The 17,553-nt window shown below is 63.3% G+C and carries 14 protein-coding genes; 7 read left to right on the top strand and 7 right to left on the bottom strand.

Features of this window, described 5'->3' with window-relative positions:
• Window positions 1–181: 181 nt before the first annotated feature.
• Window positions 182–3,286, top strand: coding sequence for a Pls/PosA family non-ribosomal peptide synthetase (locus FS787_RS17825; protein WP_144674629.1), 3,105 nt, complete (start codon window positions 182–184; stop codon window positions 3,284–3,286).
• Window positions 3,287–3,668: 382 nt separating this feature from the next.
• Here the strand turns inward: FS787_RS17825 and FS787_RS17815 are convergent, their stop codons facing one another.
• On the bottom strand, window positions 3,669–3,908 hold the full coding sequence (locus FS787_RS17815; protein WP_144674628.1) for a hypothetical protein: 240 nt from the start codon (window positions 3,906–3,908) through the stop codon (window positions 3,669–3,671).
• A gap of 106 nt (window positions 3,909–4,014) precedes the next feature.
• Here FS787_RS17815 and FS787_RS17810 point away from each other — a divergent pair, with 106 nt between their 5' ends.
• On the top strand, window positions 4,015–4,338 hold the full coding sequence (locus tag FS787_RS17810) for a hypothetical protein (protein ID WP_144674626.1): 324 nt from the start codon (window positions 4,015–4,017) through the stop codon (window positions 4,336–4,338).
• Between the two features lie 656 nt (window positions 4,339–4,994).
• Window positions 4,995–5,282 (top strand): hypothetical protein, encoded by a 288-nt coding sequence (locus tag FS787_RS17800; protein ID WP_144674624.1) that lies wholly within the window; start codon window positions 4,995–4,997, stop codon window positions 5,280–5,282.
• A 338-nt stretch (window positions 5,283–5,620) separates the two neighbouring features.
• Here the strand turns inward: FS787_RS17800 and FS787_RS17795 are convergent, their stop codons facing one another.
• From FS787_RS17795 to FS787_RS17785, 3 genes are all read right to left on the bottom strand, one after another.
• Complete coding sequence (locus FS787_RS17795) at window positions 5,621–6,592, bottom strand: amidohydrolase family protein (RefSeq protein ID WP_144674622.1); 972 nt, start codon at window positions 6,590–6,592, stop codon at window positions 5,621–5,623.
• Window positions 6,593–7,718: 1,126 nt separating this feature from the next.
• Window positions 7,719–9,122, bottom strand: coding sequence for a GntP family permease (locus FS787_RS17790; protein ID WP_144674620.1), 1,404 nt, complete (start codon window positions 9,120–9,122; stop codon window positions 7,719–7,721).
• Between the two features lie 38 nt (window positions 9,123–9,160).
• The gene (locus FS787_RS17785) at window positions 9,161–9,697 is read right to left on the bottom strand and encodes a gluconokinase (protein WP_144674618.1); all 537 of its coding nucleotides are present in this window, start codon (window positions 9,695–9,697) and stop codon (window positions 9,161–9,163) included.
• 188 nt (window positions 9,698–9,885) lie between these two features.
• Here FS787_RS17785 and FS787_RS17780 point away from each other — a divergent pair, with 188 nt between their 5' ends.
• Together FS787_RS17780 and FS787_RS17775 are read left to right on the top strand one after the other, a co-directional pair.
• The gene (locus FS787_RS17780; RefSeq protein ID WP_144674616.1) at window positions 9,886–10,620 is read left to right on the top strand and encodes a FadR/GntR family transcriptional regulator; all 735 of its coding nucleotides are present in this window, start codon (window positions 9,886–9,888) and stop codon (window positions 10,618–10,620) included.
• A 2,083-nt stretch (window positions 10,621–12,703) separates the two neighbouring features.
• Window positions 12,704–14,209 carry a CYTH and CHAD domain-containing protein gene (locus FS787_RS17775; protein ID WP_144674614.1) on the top strand — a complete coding sequence of 502 codons (1,506 nt, stop codon included), beginning with the start codon at window positions 12,704–12,706 and terminating at the stop codon, window positions 14,207–14,209.
• A 257-nt stretch (window positions 14,210–14,466) separates the two neighbouring features.
• Here FS787_RS17775 and FS787_RS17770 read toward each other — a convergent pair whose 3' ends face one another.
• From FS787_RS17770 to FS787_RS17760, 3 genes are all read right to left on the bottom strand, one after another.
• Complete coding sequence (locus tag FS787_RS17770) at window positions 14,467–14,643, bottom strand: CsbD family protein (RefSeq protein WP_144674612.1); 177 nt, start codon at window positions 14,641–14,643, stop codon at window positions 14,467–14,469.
• Window positions 14,644–14,881: 238 nt separating this feature from the next.
• A complete protein-coding gene (locus FS787_RS17765) occupies window positions 14,882–15,331 on the bottom strand; it encodes a MarR family winged helix-turn-helix transcriptional regulator (RefSeq protein WP_144674610.1) in 450 nt (149 codons plus the stop codon).
• A 115-nt stretch (window positions 15,332–15,446) separates the two neighbouring features.
• Window positions 15,447–16,253: a PRC and DUF2382 domain-containing protein gene (locus FS787_RS17760; protein ID WP_144674608.1), complete on the bottom strand. Its 807-nt coding sequence runs from the start codon at window positions 16,251–16,253 to the stop codon at window positions 15,447–15,449.
• 362 nt (window positions 16,254–16,615) lie between these two features.
• Between FS787_RS17760 and FS787_RS17755 the strand changes: the two genes are divergently transcribed.
• Window positions 16,616–17,404 carry a hypothetical protein gene (locus FS787_RS17755; RefSeq protein WP_144674606.1) on the top strand — a complete coding sequence of 263 codons (789 nt, stop codon included), beginning with the start codon at window positions 16,616–16,618 and terminating at the stop codon, window positions 17,402–17,404.
• A partial coding sequence (locus FS787_RS17750; RefSeq protein WP_144674604.1) for a phage holin family protein occupies window positions 17,401–17,553 on the top strand: 153 nt, incomplete at its 3' end. The genes FS787_RS17755 and FS787_RS17750, both read left to right, overlap by 4 nt.

Below are 17,553 nucleotides of genomic sequence, written 5' to 3'. Positions count from 1 at the left end.
CTGTCTACAACCCTGACTGGGTGCACGATCATTTCGGCGCCGAAGCTCTGGCAACCGCCGACGATTTGGCAGGGGCTTCGGGCGGACGGTCCGACCCGGTGTCGGAGCCACAGCACCCGGCACGTAAAGCGGTGGCCGGTTACGCCGCCCCCGCCGCCTTAGGGAGTTTCCTGAAGTGAAAATGCGTCTCGATAACCTGCAGGGCGCTCCGCGCTCCACATCTCGCATCGATCTCCCCATTCCTGATGCAACCGCGGCTCCGGCCGGGAACGGCTCTCCGGCCGCTCCGGCCACGGGTACGGCCGTTGCCTTGGAGCGCCGGCTGGCGGATCTTCTGGCGTCGGTGGTACAGAAGGACGACGTCCCCGTGGACGCCAACTTCTTTTACGATCTGGGCGCGGATTCGTTGCTGATGGCACAGTTCTGCGCCCGCGTGCGCAAGCAGCCGGACTTGCCATCGGTTTCGATCAAGGACATCTACCAGAATCCAACGATCTCGGCACTGGCCGCGGCTCTGGCACCGGCGGAAGCGGCGTCGGTTACGGTTCAGAACCAGGTGCAGGACCGGTTGGCAGAGGTGCTGTCCGGCGTGCTGGACATTGACCATGTGCCGGTGGAGGCCGATTTCTTCCAGGACTTGGGCGCCGACTCGCTGGTCATGGCGCAGTTCTGCGCCCGCGTACGCAAACAGCCGGACCTGCCAGCGGTGTCGATCAAGGACATCTACCAGAACCCAACGATCTCGGCGCTGGCCGCGGCCCTGACACCGGCGGAGGAGGCGTCGGCGACGGTTCAGGTGCAGGAGCGGCTGGCCGAAGTGCTCGCCGACGTACTCGGCATGCAGCAGGTCCCGATGGAGGCCGGCTTCTTCCAGGACCTGGGCGCGGATTCGCTGGTCATGGCAAAGTTCTGCGCCCGCGTGCGTAAGCAGCCGGACCTACCGACGGTCTCGATGAAGGATGTCTACGGTAACCCGAGCGTCTCTGCCCTCGCCGCGGCCCTGCAGGTTCCCCCGCAGCAGGACCGCTTGCAGGAGCCCTCAGCGGCCGTGGCTTCGGTGCCGGAGACGCCGCCGCCCATGGACGCCCGGACCTGGGAGTACGTCACCTGCGGCGTCCTGCAGGTGCTCGTCTACATCGGCTACTGCCTGATCGCCGGACTGCTCTCGGTCGGTTGGTACCAGTGGGTGTACCCGGAAGCTGGGCCGGGCCAGGGGACAGATTTCTGGGAGGTGTACCTCCGGTCGACCGCCTATACCGCGGCAGTGTTCGTGCTGATGTGCATCCTTCCCGTGGCGGCAAAGTGGATCATCCTTGGGCGTTTCCGCTCCGGCGAAATCCGACTGTGGAGTTTGGCCTATTTCCGGTTCTGGCTGGTGAAGACCCTGATGCGAACTTCCCCGCTGGCGCTACTGAGGGGGTCTCCGCTGACCACCTTCTACCTGAGGGCCATGGGCGCCAAGGTGGGCCGCAACGTGACGATCATGACCAACCGCCTGCCGGTCTGCACCGACCTCCTCACGATCGGGGAAGGGACGGTCATCCGCAAGGACGCGGTTTTGAACGGCTACCGCGTCCACGGCGGCGTCATCCAGCTGGGCGCGCTGACGCTCGGCCGGGACGTAATCGTCGGCGAGGGGAGCGTTTTGGATATCGGGACCGCATTGGGAGATGGGTCGCAGTTGGGCCACCGGTCCACCCTGTACACCGACCAGTCCGTGCCCGCCGGCGACCGGTGGCACGGGTCGCCCGGCAGGCGCACTGAGGTGGATTATGGCGGAGTCGAGGCCAGGCCCTACTCGCCCTGGCGCCGGGGATGGTTCGCCACCTCCCAGCTGATCAGCACGATTGGCTTTGGCCGTATTCTGCTAGGCCAGGTTGTCGTGTTGGTCGTCATGGCGAACCCCAACGTGGCGGCACTCCTGGAGACGCAGGCGTACGCGTTCACCGACTGGGTCTTCTACGCCGACGCCATTGCCTATGCCGCTCTTGCTGTGTTCGGTGGCACGGTCGTATCGTTGCTCATCGTCACCACCGTCCCGCGGGTGGTTCAACTCGCCGTCAAGCCGGACACGGTGTATCCGCTGTTCGGCCTGCGGCACGCGGCGGAGCGGGCGGTGTCGAGGATGACCAACAAGCCCATGCTGACGGGATTGTTCGGCGACAGCTCGTACGTCGTGCACTACATGCGGGCCATCGGGTATAAGCAGCCGCAGGTCCAGCAGACCGGCGCGAACATGGGCCAGACGTTCAAACACGACAGCCCGTTCCTTTCGACGATAGGCAGCGGCACGATGATCGCCGACGGGGTGTCGTTTATGAACACCGATTTCTCGGCGACGTCGTTCAAGGTCAGCCGGGCGGCGATCGGCGTACACAACTTCCTGGGCAACGCCGTGCTCTTCCCTGCCGGGTCCAGGGCCGGGGACAACTGCCTGCTCGCGACCAAGGTGATGGTTCCCCTCGATGGACCGTTGCGCCACGATATAGGTCTGCTCGGGTCACCGCCGTTCGAGATCCCCCGCTCGGTCCTCCGGGACGCCCTCCCCGGGGAGCGTTCACACCGTGCGCACTTCCGTCGAGACCTGGCAGCCAAGAACAGGCACAACCTGCGCACGATGGCCCTCTTGATGCTGGTGCGGTGGCTCAACATCTCACTGGCCATGATCATTATGTTCGCCGCCCTCGAATTGTCCGATCAATTCGGTTTCCTTGCCCTCAGCGCGGCCTTTGTCCTGATGCTCGTGGTTGGCTTGTTGGTCCCCATCGGCATCGAGCATCTCGTCAGGGGGCTGAAACCGCTTCAGCCCCAGCTCTGCTCGATCTACAACCCCTATATGTGGCGGCACGAGCGGTACTGGAAGTTGTCGCTGCAGAGCCGATACGCAGGCCTCCTCAACGGGACGCCGTTCAAGCCGCTGGTCTGGCGTTTGCTCGGCGTACGGATCGGAAGCCGGGTCTTCGACGACGGCTGCGGCATCATCGAGCGGACCTTGGTCACAGTCGGTTCCCGTTGCGCCTTGAACGCCGGCACCATCCTCCAGTCCCATTCCCAGGAAGACGGCATGTTCAAGTCGGACCGCATCGTTGTTGGCGACGATGTCACCCTCGGCGTCTCCGCGTTGGTCCACTACGGCGTGACCGTTGAAGACGGCGCGGTCGTCGGCGCCGACTCCTTCGTCATGAAGGGGACCACTCTCACCCGCGGGTCCCTGTGGGCCGGGAACCCGGCCGAAGAGGCCCGAGCCCCCTCCACGTCCCCCCTCGCGGAAAGGCCCGTGTCATGACCACCACTCTGCGTTGACCTGCCGCACCCCCGGCGGCTCGTCGGGCCCGGGCAAAGACCGAACCGCGCCCGCGGGTGCCGCGCCGACCACTGTCGATGGGCCCGCGTATGCCGCGTTGTAGTGATCGTTCGCGCTGCGCCAGGATGTCCAGTCCTGCGCGCTGAGTCTGCCGTCCTTGGCCAAGCCGTTGGCGAGAGCGAAGACGCCTGGGTGGAGCCCGCGGCCGTTGGGCATGCTTGCCTCATAGCGCACAAACTTCTTTTCCATGTAGTCCAGCCAATCACCTGTTCGCGTATGTACGGCCGGATTAGGTATGTGTCGCGCGAACCTCCCGCTCAACGTTTCCGATTGGAACGGTCAGCGGTGATGGTAGTCAGATGGATCAGGCTTTTCCGCTGGCGTTGCAGCGGGCTGCTTGGACAGTCACGCCGACACTTACCACCGAGCTCAGGAACAGGGCCAGGAACCCAGCCGCGGCAGCGACGTGGTAGCTTGCCGGATCAGGCACTGTATCGACTACCGGCTCCATATAGAACCAAATGGTGGAACCGGCGCTCACACCCAGTAATGCGATCACTCCAGTCAGCACCCATGCGGTTATGGCAAGAATGACCATCTTCATATCTCCCCCAATTTTGGACCGGCTGCAACCCGTTGTGCCCTGATCCTAGCCGGGGGCAGAATTCCGGCGGATGTGTCCCGCAGAGCGTTCGTTCTCCTTACGGCCAGTGGCTAGTTTCTTTTCACGGCGCATAGATATTCGTCCATCCAACTGGATTAGCGATGACCATCTCCTTGACAACCATGTCTACGACGGAGACGGCATCACGGTCTTCGGCCTGAACGAGGCACCGGAGACGTTCGGCGCATTCGCTGCCGGATGGCTGCACCGCCAACTTCAATGGCCGGTGGAACGTTTTGATTGGCTGCGCGGCGACCAGGTCCGGGAGTCGGCGTGGCGGCTCGCTGATTCAGGGAAAACAATTGCACGGATGGGCTGGTCAGTACGTCGGCCTGGCAAGGCACCAAGCAGGATCCAGCGAGTTCGTTGACTTAAAGGAGTCACCCTCGTCTGCGGCTGGCCCCATGGCCCGATAAGGGTTTCCCGTAACGGGGCCCTCTCGCGGGGCCCTTACGCGGACCAGGGGAATCGAGGCAGAAGCAGCCAGGATCAAAGAGATCTTCCGGGGCAAATACGCCCGACACCCCCAGCCCGTCGAGGACGCACAACCAGATGAGGCCGGCACCGACCACGGTGACCGGCCTTACCGCTATAACGTATCCGGCCCCCATGGCCCACCACCGCCGAAATCGCCGAACTGTTCGAGGTGGCCCGCAGCACGGTCCACCGCATCGTTCAGCGGACAGTTCCTGATGAGTGATATGAGCATCCTCGAGAGCTAATGGGGCCCCGCGGTAGGTTAACCGGTCGCCTTCCTGGGTCCCCCGGGCACGGTGCTAACATCAGAGCCTTCGCGCCTTCAGGCCCACGTGCCGGGGAGGTCAAGCACCCCGCAGGGGCACCTCAACGTACGTCCCCAGTGCCCAGGAGGCCACCATGAAAAAGCCACATGCCATCGCGCTGCTCACTGCCAGCCTTCTCGCCTAAACGTCGCCCGCGACCGCGGCTGCCCCCTTCGACCGGGCCACGGGTGGTGGCACGATCCGCTTCGGGGACGGCACGGCCCACATCACCGTCAGCGCCCACGTGCCATCCAACGGAGACCGGCTCGAAGCCAGCGGCAACATCACCTTCAAGCTGCCCGGGGAGCCTGCCGTGCACGGAACCGTGAACTGCCTCCACGTGGAGGGGATTGACGCTAATCTGAGCGGCCAACTGGACGACGGACGCTTTTTCCGGATCGGCATCCGCGACACTCCGAGCGTCGGCCCGGACGAGGCCACGATCGATCTCACCGAGAACCCTGTCGAGTGCGATGTTGAGCGGGTCCGCCAACGTATCCTCAACGGAAAATTCCGCGTCGATGACAACTGACCTCTGAGACTTCCACCCGCTTGCGCACGCTGCGTTGGCGCCACGGTTGGGGATTGAAGCCGACCCGTCCTGCTCAGTGGTTGGCGATGAAACCCTGAACAGTCGAGATGCGAATGCTCAGTCCGCTTAGCGGACCTGAATCGCTTTGACTTATCCATAGGACTTGACGCCTTGGCACCGTGAGATGTCTTATGCTGAGGGAAAACAGGGGCCAGCTTCTAACAAGGCCGGCCTTATCCGTTTAAAACGCTGCCCCACCTGCCAGGTCCGTTCCAGCCATTTCCACCGGTATCCCGCCTGCCAGGGAGCGCAACGCGCACAATATGAACTAACTCTGCTCAGGCCTCAGCCTGCTCAGGCCTCAGCCGCGGAAAAAGCGCCTCGGAATTGCCGCGGTCTATCGCCGCGCGCACGGAGGGGTCCAACGGATAATTCTCATACTCCATATTCAGGAAATCGATCGCCGCAGCGGGTGCGAACGGGAAGTCAGTTCCGTATGTGATGCGACGCGGGTCAGCTACCTCGAGCAGGCTGGGCAGGGCCGCGGGGCTGGCGGATAGAGCCACGTCGTAATAGAACCGCCGCAAGATGGACTGCTTTTTGTCTCCCAGCGCCGCCAGTGCGCTGAGGGCCAGATCTTTATCGTTGAGCATCGTCAGCAGGATCCTGTGGGCGATGTAAGGCACGAAGCCGCCCGCGTGGGCCAGGATGAACCTGATTCCCGAGAACTTTTCCATTGCACCTGACAGGATTAGGCTGATAGCGGTGCGGGTGGTGTCGAGCAGGAAGTCTGCGGCAAAGGCGGGTATGCCCGGCACCGCTGGAGCGGGCAGTTCAGTGGGGTGGATGAACACTACGGCCCGGCGGTGGTGCAGGAACTCCAGTAGAGGCTCAAAGCCAGGATCGCCCAGATAGCGGCCGGCATTGTTGGCCAGCAATATGATCCCGTCCGCGCGAAGGGTGTCCAAGGCGTACTGGGCCTCCGCCAGCGCGCCTTGCACGTCCGGCAGCGTGAGCGTCGCGAAGAACCCGAACCGTTCAGGCCGGGCGGCGACCACCTCTGCACTGTATTCATTGATCTCCCGCGCCCGCCGCCGTGCCTCTGCAGCGTCCCTGAAGTACACGCCGGGCGTGGACACGGACAAGATGCCGGTCTGGACGTCGTGCCTGTCCATGAACTTCAACGCTGAGCTCTCGGACCACGACGGCAAGCCAATGCCGCCGGGGCGGATGCCCTTTTCAAGCATCCAGCGCGCATACCCAGGCGGAACGATGTGCTGGTGAGTGTCAATGCGGTAAGGCCGGCCCATTCGGATCCTCGTCCACGTGCTCGTTTCGCTGATACGAGGGACCCTCAGCGGATGTGAACAATCTACTCGCAAACCCGACCCGTGAGCAGACTCCGGACGATGCCTGGGAATAAGCGGGACCGTCCGTGGCGGCTCTTCGAAATCGTGTGTAAGGCCGACGCTCTCACCCGCCAGAAAGCATGGAGTTAGTCCTGGATCATCTCCGCACACGGGCAATCTCTCATCCGTTGACTGGCGACGAACTCCCGCATCTGTTTCAACTCGTTCTGATCCTGACAGACCGAGCCGGGACTTGATGAACGGGTCTTGGTCACGGCTGTCGGCTTGACTGGCGACCAATGTTTGCTCGTCGCGTGCCGCGATAGGCACAGCGTTGCCTGGGTCAAATTCGTGGTCGCGACGACCAACCACTGGGGGAAGAGTGAGTGTGCACAATGTGCACACCTTTCGCCCTAGACTGCCAAGGCGCGTACAGCCGGCGTACCGGCCCGTGTTCCGCATGTTCCCGGGGCTTCCCAGTGTTTGCAGGGTCTGGAATCCCGTTCGAGTCCCACCTCGGGCACGTATTTTCCCTGTTCAGGGGCTTTTGATGTTTTTTCGTGTGGACAGTGTCCACACTCTCGCCTCTGATCTGATGTTCCGGGTGTGTGGGGTCCCGGAAACGGGCTATTCGGTTGTGGGGGAGTGGCCGGCTACGGCGGACCGCGTCCCGCGCTGTAGGGTCCCCTTTCTGGCGGTTCATCCTCGTTCGTCCTTCCCTGGGTTTCCCGTTCACCACTTCATGGTGGCCAGGGCCGCTTACAACATGACGGGCAGATTATTCTTTAGATCGACCTAGGGTTGCGGCCGGTCCGGAATGTCCGCTCTGATACCTGTTCATGCAGGACTGCGGAGGGAACGGCATGACATGGCCACCGATCCGGAGCTGATCATGAGCTCGCGGAGCCTGGCCAGGCGAGCCCGGGCCGGCCTCGAGGTCCAGTCGTAGGAGTTGGTGGGACCTGCGAGGGCCTGAGCCCCGCGCAATACCGTCCCAGGCCCTCGCGGCTTAGGATCCATTCAGCCAGTCCAACTTTCGGGGACCATTTCAATAAAAGCGGGCGCCCGCCAGTGAGTTTTCTCGCCGCTAACCTGTCAGTCCGGCAAGGAGGAAGATCACGGCGGCGATGGCGAAGCCCATCACGCCGATGAGGGTTTCCATTACGGTCCAGGTCTTCAGGGTGGTCTTGACGTCCATCCCGAAGAAGCGGCCCACCAGCCAGAAGCCGGAGTCGTTGACGTGGGAAACCACCACGGAACCCGCGGCGACGGCGATGACCATGGAGGCGACCTGCATGCCGTTCAGCCCCGCCAGCGCCACGGCCGGGGCGATCAAGCCCGCGGTGGTGGTCAGCGCCACGGTGGCGGAACCCTGGGCAATGCGCAGGATGGCTGCGATCAGGAAGCCGGCCAGGATGAGCGGGATGCCCAGGTCACCCAGGACATCGGAAAGTGCGGTGCCGATGCCGGAGGTGCGCAGGACGCCGCCGAACATGCCGCCGGCACCGGTGATCAGGATGACGGAGCAGACCGGGCCCAAGGAGGATTCGAGCAGTTTCTCCAGGGCACCTGCATCCTTGCCGCGCCTAAGGCCCAGGACGTATATGGCTACGATCACGGAAATCAGCAGGGCCACCGGGGTTTCACCGATGGTGCGCAGGATCTGGAACCACTGCTCGTCCTTGACGCCTTCACTCAACACGCCGGAGGAGGCCAGCGTGTTCAGTCCGGTGTTCATGAAGATCAGGACCAGCGGCAGGAGCAGCAGCCCCACAATGGTGCGGAAGCGCGGCGGGTGGCTCTCGGCGTCGGCGCTGGCGTGGCCCAGGATTTCCGGAACCGGCAGCACGAGCTTCCTGCCGATGTGCAGGCCGAAGAGGTAGGCAGTGACGTACCAGGTGGGGATGACGACGATGAGGCCGGCGATGGTTACCAGGCCAACGTTGGCTTCGAAAAAGGCGGATGCGGATACCGGTCCTGGGTGCGGCGGCAGGAAGATGTGCATCACGGAGAACGCGCCGGCGGCGGGAAGGCCGTAGCGGAGCACTCCCCCGCCGAGGCGGTGGGCGACGGCGAAGATGACAGGCAGCATGACCATCAGGCCGGCGTCGAAGAAGATGGGAAAGCCGAAGATGAGGGAGGCAAGGCCCAGCGCGAAGGGGGCACGCTTTTCGCCGAAGATGCCGATCAGGTAGTCGGCCAGGACCTTGGCACCGCCGCTGGTTTCCACGATGCGGCCGAGCATTGCGCCAAGTCCCACGAGGAGGGCCACGGTGCCCAGGGTTGTGCCGAAGCCGTTGATCAGTACGGGTACCACCTGGTTGGCGGGGATGCCGGTGGCGAAGGCGGTTGCGAGGCTGATGAGGATCAGGGCGAGCAACGCGTGCATGCGAAGCTTGATGATCAGGAACAGCAGCGTGACGATCGCGGCCGCGGCGATGAGCAGCAGGGGGCCTGCTCCCATCGTTTGGGTCCATCCTTCGATGACCATGGTTCTCCTTTGAAGCTGGATGGTTGCGGGTGGAAAAGTTAGGACGCGGGAGCGGCCGGGAGCATCAGCGAGGCGACGATGGTGCTCACGAGCTCTTCCGGGGATTTGGAGATGTCCAGGCGGAGGCTTCCGGTGGCGAGTTCGTCGTCGCTCAGCGGTTCCAGGGTTGCCAGCTGGCTGGGCAGGAGCGTGGGCGGCATGAAGTGCCCTTCGCGGCCCTGCATGCGCTGGCCAATCAGGTCCGCTTCGCCGTGGAGGTGCAGGAACAGGACGCGGCCCTCCGCCTGGGCGAGCAGCTGCCGGTACCTCTGCTTGAGGGCGGAGCAGGTGAGCACTGTGCTTTTGCCAGCCTTGGCCTGGGTGGTCATCCAGTTCTGGATCTGCTGCAGCCAGGGCCAGCGGTCCTCGTCCTGCAGGGGAATGCCTTGGCTCATTTTCTGGATATTGGTCTGCGGGTGGAACTCGTCGGCTTCGGCACATGCCCAGCCCAGCTGCTGGGAGAGAGCTGCCGCAATGGTGGACTTGCCGGAACCGGCAACGCCCATCACCACCAGGTGCGTGGTGGGATACTGCATGTTTTACCTCCGAAGAAGACGCCGTTGGCTTAGTGAAGAACGCTCATCACGCATGCCCGAGGAGGTGCGCTTGAAAAAGGTAGCACCTTTTCACTCGATAGATACTACCTTTACGTGTCAAAAGTCATATCTTTGGCCAGTTTTGAGTAAGCTGGAAGTGCGCGCAGGCGCAGAGGAAGGTAGGAAAGATGTCGACGGCGACACCACAGGACGCGGGCAACGCCGACGACGGCGGGGCCTCCCCGGCGATGCATGAACGCGTTTTGGAGGCGGTTGGCGTTGCCATTGCTTCCGGCGAATTACCGCCGGGAAGCCGTCTTACCCTTGAGGGAATCCAGCGGGAATACGGCATTTCCCGGACCGTGGCACGCGACACTATGAAGGTCCTCGAGTCCATGAACCTGGTGTACTCGCGCAGGCGGGTGGGCATCGTGGTGCAGGAGCGCCGGCTCTGGAATGTCTTTGACCCCAAGCTCGTGCGCTGGCGGCTCGCCTCAGACCGGCGCGAGATCCAGTACAGCAGCCTCACCGAGCTGCGCATCGCCGTCGAACCTATTGCTGCAGCCGGCGCCGCCCGCCGGGCGAGCGCCGCCGAGCGGGCAAAGCTGACGTCGCTGGCCGCGGAGCTGCGCCGGCTCGGGGACGCCGGGGAGCTTGAGGCATTCCTGGCGGCAGACATCGAATTCCATTGCCTGCTGCTGCAGAGCTGCGGCAATGAGATGTTCCTAGCCCTGGAAGGCATGGTGGCAGAGGTGCTCACCAGCCGCACCCGGCAGGGCCTCATGCCCTTCAAACCCAGACCTGAAGCCCTCGACGCCCACGAGGACGTGGCCGCCGCCGTCGCCGGCGGGGACGCGACAGCAGCCGAGACTGCCATGCACCACATCCTGGATGAAGTACGCAACGCTATGGGCCTTCCCTAGGTGCGCGAAATCGCTCCCGCCCGGGCGGCCGATTAGCAGCCCAATTGGGGGCGTCGTAGTGGGCAGGAAAGAGGGTGTGCACAATGCGCACACCCGGGGCGTCGGATCGGGTCGTACTGGTGTCGGACTGGGCCGGATTGGCAAGGTGTCGGGGGAGAGCGCTGCTTACTCGTTCATGGCCGGGGGTACCGCTAACTGCATGACTGGGCGCAGGCTGGGGGAGCGGTACTGCCTTTGCTGGTCTGCATTTGTTGATGTCATGACTGTTCATGGCGACGTTGCGAGGTAAAGAGCATGACTTGATACGTGTTGTTGACGGTCAAGCGGCTAGCGCTTCCTTGAGCCCGAGGTGTGCCCGGTCGGCACCGGCGAATCCCTGGTCCGTGAACGTCTTCTCCGACGACACTCCAAGAGCAACCAGGGGCATTCTTCCGGGCGGCAAGGTCGTGGTCGTTCGAGGATACGAGGGCGTATCCGACGGCGGCCCGGTCAGGGACTTGGATGTGCTGTTTCGCCACCGGGGATTCTGTCGATCGAAGCAACACCTATTTCAAGCTGATTCGATATGTATTCGACGTCTCCAGCAGGTATCGGCTTTCTGGCCCCGATCAAGCAAGGAAATGGTGTCAAACCCCCCGCCCGTGCGGCCGGCATCGGCAAAAGCATTATCCCGGCGACTTAAGGCTGGCGCTGTGTCCAGCTTGGTCTAAACCGGGACCCTTGGATTTCGGTTTTCCCCATACTCCTCCGCCTTGCGTCTGTCTCAGTTTCACTGCTCCAGGGGTGACGAGCATTTATCGCTCTCTCCCAGTGCCAGTAGGGACGCGATTGCTTTTGATGTGGGGTCATTGTGGGAGTTCAGACGCCAGGAGACCCTTGCCACGGAATCAGTAGGCGCACCGGCAGTTCCACGTCGGGAGGCACTCATCATGGCTGCACTTATTTCCTCCCTATATCGCTCCCACAGGATTTCACTATGAAGCTGACAGGCAAGTTCCATCGGTCGAGCCGCTAGTCGATCAAAGGTAATTAGTTCAAACGGGTCGTGTTGAGGCGATAACTTCACGCCTGTCTCACCGCAGCCAGCAACGGGACACTGATTCGAAGTATTCATTTCCATTGTTCCTTTCTTGCGAGTATTTCGTAAATTGTCAGCGATGGAACATTTCATCGCCCGGCGCTCTCTCGTGTTGCATTTGGTCATTCCACATCCAGTTGGACTATCCCGGCGGCGATCACCACTAGGACGAGTCCGACGCCGAGCATGATTAAGGGAGCGTGTTCACGGTTCCAAAGCGTGGTTCGCGTTTTGGTGACATCGGGGGCACCTCACTGTTCGGGGCTTGAACCGGCGGATCTACTGGTCACGCCGCCGGGCGTGGAGGCCTCGGTTTCAGAGGTACAGGCTTGCGTCGACAGCAGCCTGTCAGTGGGACTGGAGGGAGTAGGTGCTTGCGCAAAGTGATCATTGAGCCTCACATCATTGGTCGGCATAAGTGCCGGTCCTCTTTCGGCTAAAGGTCTCGCCGCTCGCCACCGACGCTCCGGTAAGTCGCGGTCGCCGTCGCGTTCGCGGCTACTCTGGTTCGTACAATGGTGGGCTCGCCGACTGTGTCCTCCGCATGGATCGCCTGAGGAATTTCTGTGAAGAACGGTTAGAGGTCCCCGAATGTGCACGGAGAGGAAAGCTGTCGTATTTGGCGACACACCGCCCTGACGGCGCTTGGCCCAGTCCTCGTTGTCCCGTCGTTGTTGTTCCCTGCTGTTTCTTGCGCTGCAGCCGCCGGTGACCTAGTCAAACCGAAGCGACCATGAGACCCAGCACATCGGCGAAGCCGAGGATGGCTGCCCACAGCAGAACTCGTCCAAATGAGTAGAACAGCTCGCCCGAAATCAGACGGGTCAGGGAGCGTGGATGGTTAGTGCCAAGGGATGGACCGACTCCATCTACTCCTACAACCAATCCGATCCCTACATCCGCCAGGTGCGGGCCCAGCCACCGCATATGGTGAAGCTGCCGCTCGGCAGCCGGGCGGAATCGATTGGGTGCCGTCAGGCCGGGGGCGGGACGTACAATCCCGGTATGGCAGCTACACGCGTCGTTGAGCTTGAACGGAAGTTTGATGTCGAGGAGGAGGCCTTTCTTCCTTCGCCTCAGGACTTGCCCGGCGTTGCCCGGGTGGACCGGCCTGTGGAGCGCCGGCTGGACGCCCAGTACTTCGACACCGAGGACCTGCGCCTGGCTTCCGCGCGGATCAGCCTGCGCCGCCGAACCGGCGGAGACGACGCCGGATGGCACCTGAAGCTTCCCGCGGGACCGGACGAACGGACGGAATTCCGCGAACCGCTCGGAGATCAGGCCGACAGCGTCCCCGGCGCCCTTCTCGGGCTGGTCCGTGTGCACACCAGAGACCGCGCCCTGGTACCGGTGGCCCGACTGAAGACGCGGCGCCTCGTATATCGGCTCAGAGACAAGGACAACGCCGTTCTCGCGGAGTTCTGTGATGACCGTGTGCAGTCTGAGTCATTGGGGCAGAAACCGGGCACGTTGCGCTGGCGGGAATGGGAGATTGAACTCGTCGCCGGTTCCCGGGCCCTGCTCGAGTCCGTGCAGGACCGGCTCACCGGTGCCGGCGTCCGGCCCTCCGCCTACCAGTCCAAACTTGAGCGCGCCCTGAACCTGGATCCTTTCTCCACAGAGCCGGCGCCGAAGCGCAAGGGACCCGCCGGCGCCGTCATGCTCGCCTACCTCAGGCAACAGGTGAAGGAACTTAAAGATCAGGACCCTCTCGTGCGGCAGGACGCCCACGATGCGGTCCACAAGATGAGAGTTGCCACCAGACGGATGCGCTCGGTGCTGGCGACGTACCGGAAACTGCTGGACGACGCCGAAACCGTGACCTTCCTGCGCAGCGAACTGAAATGGCTCGCCGGCGTGCTCGGTCAGGCCCGCGACGCGGAGGTCATGCATGCACGCCTGAAGTACATGGTCGCCGAAGAACCCGGAGAGCTGGTCATGGGACCCGTCACCCGCCGGGTCGATCTTGAACTCGGCGGCGCCTACAAGGAAGCGCACGCCAAGGCGCTGGAAGCATTGGACGGAACACGTTACTTCCGGCTGCTCGACGCCCTCGAGGCCATGATCGCAGCCCCGCCCTTTGCGCCGCTGGCCTCCAAAGCGGCGGGCAAAGTCATCCCCCGGTTGGTCCAACGCGACGTCAAGCGGCTGCGCACTGCGGCCCGGGCAGCCAAACGGCAGTCTGCCGGCACCGGTGACCACCCGGCCCTGCATGAGGCCCGCAAGGATGGGAAGCGGTTGAGGTACGCAGCGGAAGCCGCCGCCCCCGTCAACCCCAAGCAGGCCGCCCGACTGGCCGACGCCGCCCACAGCGTCCAAAAAGTCCTCGGTGACCACCAGGACAGCGTCGTCACCCGCGAACTTCTGCGCCGGCTCGGAGCCGAGGCTTTCACCCTGGGCGAGAACGGGTTCAGCTACGGGCGGCTGCACGCCCTGGAACAAGCCGCCGCACTCGAAGCAGAGAGCCGGTTCCACCGGGAGTGGAAGAAATTCCATAACGTCCCGCTCTGAGTGCGTGGTGCGTATTTTGGCCCGCCAGTGGCCGGATGTTGCCACGCCGGATCACCTTACCGGGATGAGGTTCGCGCTCGAGCACAGACCGGCCTTCCCAGCGGAATTCGTTCAGACTGTATAGGCTATTCGCTCCAGGGATAACGGATCCAATCCCGCCATGACAACTGCCGCCACCCCTGGCGCATGGCCATTCCGCCGGGCATAACGAAGGGCGCACCTCTTGGTCAGAGATGCGCCCTTGGCTTGTGATCGGGTCAGTCCTTTTTGAAGGCGTCCTTGACCTTCTCGCCGGCCTGCTTCAGATCACCTTTGGTCTGGTCAGCCTGCCCTTCAGCTTTCAGGTTTTCATCGCCTGTGGCATTGCCGGCAGCTTCCTTACCCTTACCGCCAGCCTTCTCGGCAGCGTTCTGAATCTTGTCGCCTAGTCCCATGGTGTTTCCTCCTCTGGTTGGCAGCCGCTCAATCCGGCCACGACTCCATAGTAAGCATGCTTAGGGTTAATATTTCAAGCCCGATGTGTTGCGTTCGTAGGGCTGGCGTTCCCCGTTCGGTTCGGGGAACGACTTGCGGTCACCGATTGGGAGAGCTTCCGCTGGCGCGTCGGGCTGTTAGGTCCAGTGCTGTCCGCCGCAGGGCTCCGGCAAGCCGACCTAATTCCAGAAAGGTCGGTCAGTTGCGGGACGAATCCGGTGTTTGCCGGGAACTGGGGAAAGAACTTACGAGTCGGGTGAGTTGTTCCCGAAGGATTTCCCATCCGTCGAAGTCTGAGGGGAGGGCGGCGCTCTCCGCCTCGCGGGCGGCTCTGAGGGCCGCTTCCCCGGCGTCGGTCATCTCGACCTGGAACTGGCGGCGGTCATGTGGGTCCCGTGTCCTCGAGATCAGGCCTTCTGTCTCCAGACGCGTCAGGACGCGGCCCAAGGTCTGGCTTTGAACGCGGACCACTGCGGCTAGCTGTTCCTGGTTCATAGGGTGCTGCGACATGGCCTTGAGCGCGATGACTGCGGCCCGGGTCAAGCCCAGCGGTGCAAGTGCCTCGTCAAAGCGGCGCTGAACAAGGCGGGCAGCGGTGGTGAGCAGGAGGTAGCCGTCGCGGACGTGGTCCTGGGGGTCGAGGGGCATCGGTGACGGCCTTCCGTGGGCGGAACAGATGGCTGCCTTCCTTAGGGTTAACAAGCCAAGCAGGGAAGGCAGGCCAGGGACCGGCGGTAGCCGCGACCCTGGCCTGCCCCTTTGGCTAGCGGCGGGTGGTGTTGTCGCCGTCCGTTTCGATGCGTTCCTTGCGGACTTCCTCATCGACGGTTACTTCATCGGTCACGGTTTCCTTGTCGAGACGGACGCGTTCAACCGGTACCGTTTCCTTCTCAACGACGGGGCGCTCTTCGTGGAGTACGACTTCGTGCTCTTCCTCGCTGATGCCCGGGCCGGACATTGCGGCGCCGCGGTTGGCGTCCGTGATGGGTTCACGTTCGATCCGGACCTCTTCCCGCTGTACCGGAACGGTCTGGGTGACGTTTTCGGTGGTGACGTACTTGCGTAGCCGGACGCGCCCGGTGGCTTCCTTTTCCGTGCCAACGTTCAGGCGTTCCTCCGAGCGGGTCATGGCATCGTCCGTGGTGGGGCCTGAGGTGTCGTGTCCGACGCTGCTGCGGCTGGTATCGGCGTAGTCTGCCTCGCGGTCGTCCGCGTCCCGGCCGGCTGTCGCATCGGTGTAGGTCCGGCCTCCGCCGCTCAGACCGTAGTGGCCGTAGAGCCGGTCCTCCTCTGAAGGCTCGAGGTGCCCGTCGGTGTCCACCCGCGGGGCGTCCTTGACCTGGTCCTTGGTGTACGGGACGACGACGTCGCCCCCCTCGACGCGGGCCCCTTCCAGCGGAACGAAGGACTCCGAGGTGCCAAACAGTCCAGTCTTGGCCGTGACCCAGGTGGGCTGGCCGTTCTCGTCATCCGCGTAGACCTGACCAATGGAGCCGATCTTGTCCCCGTCAGTGGACAAGACGTTTCCGTTGCGCTTCAGCAGGTCATCGATATGTTCCTTGGCGAGCATGATGTCTCCTTGGATCTGTAGTGCGGTTTGGGGTTGCAGCGACTCCGTGTGGACCGTTGCATGACACCACCATAAGCATGCTTACTAACTACTTGGCAAGGTTGCTTAGTATTTTTTCTATGTCTGCCACCCGCGCCGGCCGCCGGGCCAGGCGACCCTTTCCGGCACGCCTCGGCCCCCTGACGCCCGACGTGGCGGTCAATTCCTTTCCGGGGCGGGATGGCTTCGCCGTCTGCCGCGATTGGCTCTTGCGTAGCCGATGGGAAGTGTGCTTACTATTTGGGTAGTAACCGTGCTTACTAATTCACCGGCACTGCGGGTTCAGGATTCACCCTGCGGACCCTTCCTGAAAGAGAGCAACGATGACAGAGAACCAATGGCCCCAGACGACTCCCTCGGCGTCCGCTGACGACTACCTCAGCTCAGGGACAACGCCCTCCGGTGGCGTGGCGGGCTCTGCGTCCAAGAAGGAAGCAGCGAAGGACGAGGCATCCGATGTGAAGCGCCAGGCTGCTGACTCCGCCCAGAATGTCGCCGGCACCGCCAAGGCGGAGGCCACCCACGTCGCCTCCGAGGTGAAGACCAACGCCCGGGATCTCCTGCAGCAGGCCAAGTCTGACCTGACCGATCAGGCCGGCACGCAGCAGCAGAAGGCTGCGGAAGGGATCCGTGCAATCTCTTCGCAACTGACCACTATGGCCGATGCATCCGATCAGCCCGGCGTCGCAGCAGACCTTGTCCGTCAGGCTGCCGAGCGGTCCCAGTCCGTCGCATCCTGGCTCGAGAACCGGGATCCCGGATCACTGTTGGAGGAGGTAAAATCCTTCGCACGCCAGCGCCCCGGAACATTCCTCCTGGCCGCAGCCGGTGCCGGACTCCTCGCCGGCCGGCTCGGACGAAGCCTGCAGGCCGGAGCCCCGGACACGCAGCAGACGTCGTCGAAGCCCTCACACCTGTCCTCCCCGGCAGCGGCCCCCACCCACCAGGAGACGGTTATCGCCGCAGGAGCCGGCGACCGGTTCTTCGACGAGCCGGCCCTTCCCGGCACGGCAGGTCCTGTGTCGACCCAGACACTGCCCTCCGGCACGGCGGCCGATGCCACCCTTCGGGATGAAGTTCCCTTGTCGAACCGGGAAGGCGGCCAGCTGTGAGCCACCAGGTACCGGAGCCGCCTCCCACTGCCGCGCAGACGAAGGCGGAGACAACGTCGCTCGGCGATCTCTTGGGTGATGTCACGCGGGACATGTCCACCCTGATGCGGCAGGAAGTCGAGCTGGCGAAGGTGGAGCTCAAGCAGTCC

Source organism: Arthrobacter sp. U41, assembly GCF_007679325.1.
In the GTDB taxonomy this organism is placed as follows: Bacteria; Actinomycetota; Actinomycetes; order Actinomycetales; family Micrococcaceae; genus Arthrobacter.
Note: the sequence above shows the minus strand (reverse complement) of the source record. Positions and strands in the feature narration are given on the sequence as shown.